Raw genomic sequence first — 9,323 nt, forward strand, 5'->3', positions numbered from 1 at the left:
TCCGGCCCGGCTTAGGCCAGTTCTACGGCTGGGTGACTACGCCCGCGGCGATATCGGCACTGCATTTGTCGCTGCTGGTGGTGGCAATCGTGGTGCCGCTGAATGTGATCTTCGGTGTGTCTACTGCACTTGTTCTCGCGCGCAACAGATTTCGTGGAAAGGGCATCCTGCAGGCGATTGTCGACTTGCCGTTCGCGGTCTCGCCCGTCATCGTGGGTGTGGCCATGATCGCGCTGTGGGGGTCGGCGGGCGCGCTGCGGTTCGTGGAGAAAAACCTCGGGTTCAAGATCATCTACGGCGTGCCCGGCATCGTGCTGGCCACCATCTTCGTGACAATGCCGTTTGTCGTGCGCGAGGTCCAGCCCGTGCTAGTCGAGTTGGGCACCGACCAGGAGGACGCGGCGGCGACACTGGGTTCCAGTTGGTGGCAGACGTTTTGGCGGATCACGCTGCCCTCGATTCGGTGGGGCCTGACTTACGGCATCGTGCTGACCACCGCGCGTGTCCTCGGCGAATTCGGCGCGGTCATCATGGTGTCGTCCAACCTGCCGGGGAAAACGCAAACGCTGACCCTGCTGGTCAATGACCGCTACCAGCGCGGCTCCGAGTACGGCGCCTGCGCGCTGTCGACGCTGCTGATGGGAGTTGCCATCACGTTCCTGATCGTCAAGGCGATTCTGCACTTTCGCCGGGTAAGAGCGAACAAACAGGCGTGACAAGGAGATACGAATCATGACGGAAACCCATGCGATCACTGTGCGCGATGCGTACAAGAGCTACGGCGACTTCGTCGCGCTGGATCACGTGGACTTCGTGGTACCGACCGGTTCGCTGACGGCGCTGCTGGGTCCCAGCGGGTCGGGCAAGTCGACGCTGCTGCGCGCGATCGCCGGGCTCGATCAGCCCGACACCGGCACCATCACCATCAACGGTCGCGACGTGACCCGGGTGCCGCCGCAACGCCGCGGGATCGGGTTCGTGTTCCAGCACTACGCGGCGTTCAAGCACCTGACGGTGCGCGACAACGTGGCCTACGGGTTGAAGATCCGCAGGCGGCCCAAGGCCGCGGTCAAGGAGAAGGTGGACAACCTGCTGGAAGTGGTGGGGCTCAGCGGGTTTCAGAGCCGCTACCCGAACCAACTGTCCGGCGGCCAGCGGCAGCGCATGGCGTTGGCCCGAGCACTGGCGGTGGACCCGGAGGTGCTGCTGCTCGACGAGCCGTTCGGTGCGCTGGACGCCAAAGTGCGCGAGGACCTGCGCAGCTGGCTGCGCCGGTTGCATGACGAGGTCCGCGTCACCACGGTGCTGGTCACTCATGATCAGACCGAGGCGCTCGACGTCGCCGATCGGATCGCGGTGCTCAACAAGGGCCGCATCGAACAGGTCGGATCCCCGCCCGACGTCTACGACGCCCCGGCGAACGCATTCGTGATGTCTTTCCTGGGCGCCGTGTCGGTGCTCAACGGCGCCCTGGTGCGTCCGCACGACATCCGGGTGGGCCGTAATCCGGAGCTGGCCGTGGCCGGCGGGGACGGGACCGCGGAATCCCTTGGCGTGGTGCCCGCCACGGTCGACCGGGTGGTCACCCTCGGCTTCGAAGTGCGGGTGGAGTTGACCAGCGCCGCCAGCGGAGGGCCGTTCACCGCGCAGATCACCCGCGGCGACGCCGAGGCGCTGGCATTGCGCGAAGGCGACACCGTCTACGTACGGGCCACCCGGGTACCGCCCATAGGTCGTGAGCGCGCCGGTGACCAGGATGAGATCACCCTGACGTCTGCGTGAGCAGCTCGGATATTCAGCGACTCGGCTCACTCAGAACACCGACGCGCCCGGCATCAGCCTCGTGTCGCAGCACGGTGGTGGTCAAATCGAAGCTCACCCCCGGGATCGTTCCGTTGACCAGCGGATTGCCGGTCCACCAAGTGATACGACAGATTCGGCGCGTGATCCGCCAGCCGTCGGCGGTGCGCGCCAGGGTGTCGTCGTACCAACCGGTGCGGTCCCACAGCGGGTCACTCCCGGCGGCCCGGCGTACCAGGCGCCAGCCGCCATTGCAGAAACTGTGTGCGCGGTCCCCGTCGACGTGGACGACATGGGTGGACATGCTGTGCTGGGTGGAATCGAAGGGATCGTGAAAAGCCGCGAAGTCGGCCTTGAGCTGAGCAAGATCGGTCCAGTGCGACGTCGGACCGTAGTCGGCATTCACATCTGTGTCGAAGATCCGGTCGAATAGCTCCCATCGCTGGCTGTCCACCGCCAGCCCGTAGAGGTTGACCAGCTGGGTGATCGCGACGATGTCACTTTCGTTGTCTGCCCATACGGATTCATTTGCCTTTCAGGCTGCCAATACCGAGCGAATAGTCCGGGGGCTTGGATCGCGGGGTGTTCTCCATCTTTTCGACGTAGCGTTGCGGGTCGCGGTCGACGATCGCCAATCCCTTTGTGGTCGGGTGCTGAGCCATGAACTCGCTGTACTGCTGCCCGAGTGCTACGCGCAGCCCGATCGGGGCGTGGCGACGAAAGTCCGACAGTCCCTCGCGTTCCTCTTCGCCCATGTGGTCGTCGTTGGCTACTCGGGTGCGGCCGACCGCCGCCCACCACTGGTCAGTCCCGACCCGCGCCGCGTTGGCGTCCCGTACTCCGTCGCGAATGTCGTTGTGGTCACCGATGGCATCCAGCGTCTCGCCTTCGGGATCGTCGCCGCCCCGTTTCAGCAGTTGCGGGTAGAAGATCTTCTCTTCGATGTAGGCGTGCACGTCGAGCTTGTCTCCGAGTGGACGCCATACCCGCTCGAGTGCGCCGCGGTCGACCGGTGTCTGCGCTTGCAGATAGTCCAGCTGGGCGAATTGTTCGCGGAACCAGTCATGGTCGGCAAGGATCAATTCGGTGATGTCCGCCATTCCGACTCCGAGCCTCCCCGATCGCAGATATGCCCATCCATCGTAAACACCGTGGAACGCCTGGCGAGCGTGCGTATCCGTACAACGACACGCCGAAAAGCGTGGCAGTTTGCGGTCGCTCGCGGACCGCTATGCCGACGGGGTTGGCGCCGCTGTTTCGGTGAGTCCGGTCAGGGCCTGCGGCAGCGGGTCGCAGTGCACGACGCCGAGGCGTTGGGTGGCGCGGGTAAGGGCTACGTAGAGCTCGGCCGCGCCGCGCGGGCCGTCGGCGAGTATTCGCTCTGGCTCGACCACCAGGACGGCGTCGAACTCCAGTCCTTTGGTCTCCGACGGCGGCACCGCCCCCGGCACATCCGATGGCCCGATCACGACGCTGGTGCCCTCGTGTGCGGCTTCATCCCGGATGAATTCCGCTATGGCAGAAGGAAGTTCATCCTCGGTGACCCGCCGGGACCACGGTGGGACGCCGGACGCGCGGACCGACTCGGGTGGCTTGACGCCCGGTGCGAACTCGGCGAGCAGTGCGGTGGCGACGGCCATGACCTCCGCCGGGGTCCGGTAGTTCACCGACAGTGACCGGTAGATCCAGCGTCCGGGCACGTGCGGGTCCAGCATCGTGTCCCACGATCTCGCTCCGGCCACCGACCGGCGCTGGGCGAGGTCGCCGACCACCGTGAAGGACCGGGCCGGGCAGCGTCGCATCAGCACCCGCCAGTCCATTTCGGACAGCTCCTGGGCCTCGTCGACCACCACGTGGCCGTACGTCCAGTCGCGGTCCGCGGCGGCGCGTTCGGCGAGTTCGCGCGCATCGCGCTCTTGGAAACGGTAGGCGAGCTCCTCCGCATTCAGCACGTCCTGGGCCAGCAACTGGTCCTCGTCGTCCATCAGCTCCTCGCGGCTGACCATGAGTTCCAGGACGCCGGCGGCGTAGTCGGCCTCGGCTTTCCGTTCCCGCTCGGCGGCCTGTTCGGCGGCCTTGTCGCGGCCCAGCAGGTCGACCAGTTCGTCGAGCAGCGGCACGTCCGACACCGTCCAGGCCTCACCATCGGGACGCCACAGCACCTGATCGGCGCCTGCCGCTGCCAACCGGTCGGCGGACGTGTAGAGCGACGCCAACAGCGCTTGCGGCGTCAATATCGGCCAGAGTTCGTCGAGTGCGGCGATGAAGTGGGCGTTGTCGGCGAGCTCCTTGATCAAGTCCTCGCGCAGCTGCTCCCAGGCAGTGCGGTCCTCGCGGGTCAGCCAGCCGCGCCCGATCCGGGCTATCGCTCTTTCGGTCAGTACCCAGCTGACGATCTCGCGGAACACCGCGCGGGCCTCGTTGTGCGGTCGCCCGCTCGCCCGCGCCTCTTCCCTTGCCCATTCCGCCGTCTCGGCGTCGATTCGCACCGTGATGTCGGACAGTTCGATCGACAGCGGATCTGCCGGCAGCCGTTGCCGATCGGCCACCGCCGCCGCGAGCACGTCCAGCATCTTCAGCGAGCCCTTGAGCCGCGCGACTTCCGGAGCGTCTTCGGCGGTGACACGAAGACCGGGCACCAGGTCGCCGGTGGTCATGAACACCACTTCGGACTCACCCAGCGACGGAAGGACGCGACCGATGTGGTTCAGGAATGCCTCGCTGGGCCCGACCACGAGCACACCTTGGCGCTCGAACCGATCCCGCTGTGTGTAGAGCAGGTACGCGACGCGGTGCAGCGCCACCACGGACTTGCCGGTGCCCGGGCCACCCTCGACCACCAGCACCCCCGAGTGATCGAGCCGAATGATCTGGTCCTGTTCGGCCTGAATCGTCGCGACGATGTCGCGCATCCCGTCACCGCGCGGCGCGTTGACGGCCGCCAGTAGTGCGGCATCCCCACGCTCCCCGGAACCGGGGCGGCCAAAGACCTCGTCAGTGAAATCGAGCACCCGACGCCCGCGCGTATGGAACTGGCGGCGCCGGCGCATGTTCTCCGGGCTCGCGGCGGTGGCGACGTAAAACGCGCGTGCCGCCGGCGCCCGCCAATCCAGCAACAGCGGTTCGTACTCGTTGTCCGGGTCGAGGATGCCGATCCGGCCGATGTAGAGGTGTTCTCCCGAAAGGGCGTCCAACCGACCGAAACACAGCCCGTGGTCCGCCACGTCCAGCCGCTTGACCGAGCGAGCCAGCGCGCGCACCTCCACGTCCCGTTCCAAGAGTGTCCCGCCGTCTTCCAGTAGCGCGGCGCTGTAGCTACCCTTCAGCCGCGCGCGCTCGGCGTCGAGCCGCGCGTAGAGACCGGCCACGTAGCTCCGCTCGGACCGCAACTCGTCTTCGTACCCTTGCGCCGACACCTTCCCCCATTCCCGCCGCAGCGATTGTGCGCCATGACCAGGGTCTTGCCGCAAGCCCCCCGGTGCGCGATAGGGTTGGAAGTGGAAGGGGCCGTCGGCCTCCTTCCCTTCGTTATCTGCGCACGTTTCGCGACGAGGCAAGACTTCCGTCAGATGGGAAGCACGTCATGGACCTCGACCACATCACCCATCCATTGAGACTGGCCAGGGGATCTCACGAGTCAGGTTCGGGCAAAGGCTGCGCCATGAACGCCATTTCATACATCAACGGCGACGCGCAGATCACCGACTTCCCGGCGACCTCGGCCCGACCGCTGGCTTCCTTCGTCCAGTTGTGCAACGACCAGCTGGCCGGACCTGACGGTTACCTGTCGCCGCAGGACAGTCTGGTGGTGCTCGACCTGGGTTGGCTAACGGTAGGGACGGCTGATGTATCCGACGTCGTCATGCACGCCTGGGTGGTCAGACTGCTGACCGGTCCACGGTGGGTGATTCGATACGCCAGAACAACTGCGGCCGAGGCGATCTCAGACATCGCCGAGCTACATCGCAGACTCACCCCGGGTGAGACCCCGCCGATCACCGCCTGGGACCGTGCTGCCCGCACCGCGCAACGGGTCAGCGCCGCGATGCCGCCTTGCGCTCAACGGTATGCGGTGCGGGCCGCGTACCAGTCGACCTCACTGGTTCACAGCGATGACTGGCAGACGCTGGATGCGGTAACTGGTAACGCCTTGCGCGCTCACCGGCTGGCAAACCAGGAAGCCGGAGCCGCCCAGATCGTGGAAGTCACCCGCGGCGCCATCCGCTCGTGGCGCCGTCTGGCCGGGCTGAGCGACGCCCCGATCTCGCGCAAAGGTGTTGCGGCATAACGCGTGTGACAGCCCTGAGCGGCTAGAAGAAGAATCCCGCATATGGTGCGTCGGGCACCGCGAACAGCTGATCGGCCTTGACGAGTGCCGCTGGATCCTCGGCCTGCACCATGCCGGCAACCGAGAGGCTGCGCCAGGTCGTCCCACCGAGCAGAACGGCGCCGAGTCCCTCAATACCGACGCGCAGCTGTGCCGGCCGGTTGGTCGGTTCGGCACCGTCGCCCGTGATGGTGAAGCTGGCCGAATTGTCCTGCAGCAGTGGGTCATTGACTACAATGGTGACCGACGCGTCCGCAGCGTATCGGCGCGCCGAAAGCGCCTTCTGGACATCGACGACGCGAAGCCACGTTTCGTCATACTTCGCGGTGACCTTGACGGCACGCCGATCGATCAGCAGCAAGGGCAGCGGATCGTCGACCGGCATCATCCAGAACACCACGCGGTCAACGAGATCCAGCCCGAACAGGAAACGCAGCAGTCCGAGGTAGGCCTCGGTGGTGGGCGCGAAGAAATCCTCGACCACGACGCTGCGCTGGTTGCTGATGAACCACTGTTCGGTGTCGATGGGGTGGTAGCGGGCGAACCCGGACTCGGATCCCCGTTCCCCGTGCACCGCGACGTACGAAGCCCCCGGGGATGCTGCGGCGCGCATCTGCGCGCCCTGCCACCAAACCGGCGCACGGTCGACGGTACCCGGGCGGGGCGAACGGTTCTCGGCGTAGATCCGGGGCAGGACGTCCCACCTGTCGCCGGGGTCCAGCAGTCGCACCCGGCCGCCGCCCCCGACGCCCGGGCGCAGCGCGGCGCGCGCCGTCTGCACCTCGACGCTCTGGCATGAACTGGCCACGCCGTATCCGTAGCGACCGTAGATCGTTGCCTCGGAAGCGCGCAGCGTCGCGACCACCTCGCCCCGTGCGGCGAAGTCGCGCAATTGCTGACGCACCAGGCCGGTGGCGATGCCCTGTCGGGTGAATGACGGCAGCACTCCGATGTGCGTCACGCCCGCGTGGTCGACAATCGCTCCGCCGGGAAGCGTCAGTCCGCACGTCTGGGCGTCGGCGGTGCCGACGAGGTGTCCGTCGACGAACGCGCCGATGGTGCGGCCAGGTTCGAGCAGCTTGGAGATCTGGCCGGGTGGCAGGTTCGGCATCCGTGGGAACCCGACCATCGCGGTGCGAAACAGGTTGACCGCGGCGATGAGGTCGCCCTCATTCTCGAGAACACGGATCTGCGTCGTCATGGAGCCATCATGTCGCGTGGCTTCGGCGCCGATTCGACAGGCAGCGGCTCAGCGCGGATTCTTCTCGCCGGCTTCGATGGCCACGGACAGCCTGTTCTCGGCCGGCGCCACCGGGCACGTCGCATAGTCGGTGAACGAGCACGGCAAGTTTGACGCCCGGTTGAAATCCAGTGTTACAGTTCCGTCGCTGTCCGGCTCGGCGATCGAGAGCGATCTGACCCCGGGGTGTGTCGTCACGCCACTGGTGGCATCGCTGAACAGGACGTGCAGTTCACCGTCTGCTCTGCCGAAGGCGACGAGCCGCAACGGCGCACCACCGAGATCGAAGTCGACAACGCCAACGGCGTTGAGGTGGTGCTCGAGTCCTTCGACGACGGCGCCGGTGGTAACGGTCTTCGGCTGCTCGTACGGCGTGAACGTGCCTGCGACGCGCCATTGTTCGCTGGGTGCGTAGGTGGGGATGCCGCGGTACGTGCGCAGGTGCGGCGATTTCGGGTCATGCACCCGCAACGCGGCCGAGCCGGTGCGACGGATGACCTCGATACGCCGATCTCCCACGTCCACGAGGACTCCGGGTGCACCTTCGACGGGTTCGAGCCGGTCGGTTCCTTCGATACCCTCGACGTACACGGCATCGGCGTCCGCTCGCCAACGCCCGGGCAGGTCCGCGACACTGTCGAATTCGTCAGTGAGCCAATACAAACCGGTCAAGCTCACCCAACCGAGCGGGTCGCCGAAGTAGCGCTCCCGTTCCTGGTGCCAACGATTCCACGCTGTTTCGAACGTTTCTGCCGCGATATCCGCTGTGCTGGTCATGGTCTCGATTGGTCCTAACGGCCGGCGGTCCTTTGAGGTACTGAAGCAGAGCAACCTGGTGCCGCGTCACTTCATTCCCGGACTCAATTGCTGCTAGTCGGGGTGAAGTGCAGCACGAAGCGTGGATGCGCTGCTAGCCAACGCTTTACCGCCGGTGTCTTGTGTGTCGAGGCGTTGTCTAGGACGACATGGCTGTCCAGGTCGGCGGGCACCCAGCTTTCGCAGCTTTCCCGACCCACCGGGCTTGGGAATCTTGCGTTCCCGCACCGGCAACGGCCGAAACGAACCATCCTTCAGACAGGTTCGCAGATCGTCCAGAAACCCGGACACCCCGACGACTTCCTCGACATGGGCGGCCGTTAGGCCGTCTATGCCAGCAGTATTCGCCCCATGGTTGCCCGCGACCCGCCCGAACGCCACGAACAGCGTCGCTGGGTCGCACACGAAATTGAACAGGTCATCGAACCTGCGGCCAGGATCGGCCGCAGCCCAACGGTGAAGCTTGATCTGCATCTGCGATACCCGTGACCAGTGCCCTAACGAGGGCGGCTGGTCGGGAGCGCCGACATTCACCGGCGCGTCTTTCGGCATTACAGCATCCTTCCTTCTCGCAACCGCTGCCGCCCTTCCCCCTGTGCACGGGCTTTCCCCGGCTCGGAGTACTACGACGGCTCCGTCTCGCCCTGACCCGATCGGCCGACGATGAGCCCAGCCCGACAAACCGCGTTGGATGCACGGCCGACAGGCACCTTTCGAGGGACGTCATCACGCTGGTTCCTTGCGTACTCCTCTTCATCACGCTTGCCGGACCCGCCCCATCTGGCGATGCTGGCACGTCCCGGCGTTGTCAGGGCTGCTCCCGCCCTCTCCGGCACCTCCCGGATCGGGCCTCCCTCAGCTTCACCGTTCCTGCTACGACAGGCCCGGCGGCGAAGGTCTCTCACCTCCACTCAAATCATCAGCGCCTCGCGGCGCACGGGGATCCAGGTAAAGCCCCACTATGTCGCGGACCTTCGCCACGAACAGCGGATCCTTGGACAGTTTCCACGAATCTTGCTTGTGCGGCGCCAATCCAAATGCCCGCCATACCCGCGAGACCATCGACTGGCTCAACCCGAGGTGGGTGGCCATCGACCGCGTCGACCACTGCGTGGCATCCGGCGGCGTGGTCTCCAGCGT

The 9,323-nt window shown here is 66.0% G+C and carries 8 protein-coding genes and 2 pseudogenes; 3 read left to right on the plus strand and 7 right to left on the minus strand.

From position 1 onward, the window contains the following. Both VML93_RS04250 and VML93_RS04255 read left to right on the plus strand, forming a co-directional pair. Positions 1–716: sulfate ABC transporter permease (locus VML93_RS04250; protein ID WP_325608009.1), on the plus strand; the 716-nt coding region annotated here is incomplete at its 5' end. A gap of 16 nt (positions 717–732) precedes the next feature. Beyond that, positions 733–1,782, plus strand: coding sequence for a sulfate/molybdate ABC transporter ATP-binding protein (locus VML93_RS04255; protein ID WP_325608011.1), 1,050 nt, complete (start codon positions 733–735; stop codon positions 1,780–1,782). A 13-nt stretch (positions 1,783–1,795) separates the two neighbouring features. Here VML93_RS04255 and VML93_RS04260 read toward each other — a convergent pair whose 3' ends face one another. The 3 genes from VML93_RS04260 to helR all read right to left on the minus strand — a co-directional run bounded on the left by VML93_RS04260 (position 1,796) and on the right by helR (position 5,216). After that, positions 1,796–2,296 (minus strand): nuclear transport factor 2 family protein, encoded by a 501-nt coding sequence (locus tag VML93_RS04260; RefSeq protein WP_325608024.1) that lies wholly within the window; start codon positions 2,294–2,296, stop codon positions 1,796–1,798. Positions 2,297–2,324: 28 nt separating this feature from the next. Further along, complete coding sequence (locus tag VML93_RS04265; protein WP_325608015.1) at positions 2,325–2,900, minus strand: hemerythrin domain-containing protein; 576 nt, start codon at positions 2,898–2,900, stop codon at positions 2,325–2,327. Positions 2,901–3,029: 129 nt separating this feature from the next. Next, positions 3,030–5,216 (minus strand): RNA polymerase recycling motor ATPase HelR, encoded by a 2,187-nt coding sequence (gene helR / locus VML93_RS04270; RefSeq protein WP_325608017.1) that lies wholly within the window; start codon positions 5,214–5,216, stop codon positions 3,030–3,032. Positions 5,217–5,461: 245 nt separating this feature from the next. On the opposite strand from helR, the gene VML93_RS04275 reads away from it, so the two are divergent. Continuing rightward, complete coding sequence (locus VML93_RS04275) at positions 5,462–6,088, plus strand: hypothetical protein (RefSeq protein WP_325608019.1); 627 nt, start codon at positions 5,462–5,464, stop codon at positions 6,086–6,088. Between the two features lie 22 nt (positions 6,089–6,110). On the opposite strand, the gene VML93_RS04280 is transcribed toward VML93_RS04275, so the two are convergent. From VML93_RS04280 to VML93_RS04295, 4 genes and pseudogenes are all read right to left on the minus strand, one after another. Then, positions 6,111–7,328 (minus strand): GNAT family N-acetyltransferase, encoded by a 1,218-nt coding sequence (locus VML93_RS04280; RefSeq protein ID WP_325608021.1) that lies wholly within the window; start codon positions 7,326–7,328, stop codon positions 6,111–6,113. 48 nt (positions 7,329–7,376) lie between these two features. Further along, positions 7,377–8,144 (minus strand): DUF1684 domain-containing protein, encoded by a 768-nt coding sequence (locus VML93_RS04285; RefSeq protein WP_325608023.1) that lies wholly within the window; start codon positions 8,142–8,144, stop codon positions 7,377–7,379. Positions 8,145–8,230: 86 nt separating this feature from the next. Then, a pseudogene (locus VML93_RS04290) lies at positions 8,231–8,356 on the minus strand (transposase); the annotation flags it as partial. 766 nt (positions 8,357–9,122) lie between these two features. Continuing rightward, positions 9,123–9,323: pseudogene (locus tag VML93_RS04295) on the minus strand (IS630 family transposase); the annotation flags it as partial.

It is taken from the genome of Mycobacterium sp. (assembly GCF_035499775.1).
Classification (GTDB): Bacteria; Actinomycetota; Actinomycetes; order Mycobacteriales; family Mycobacteriaceae; genus Mycobacterium.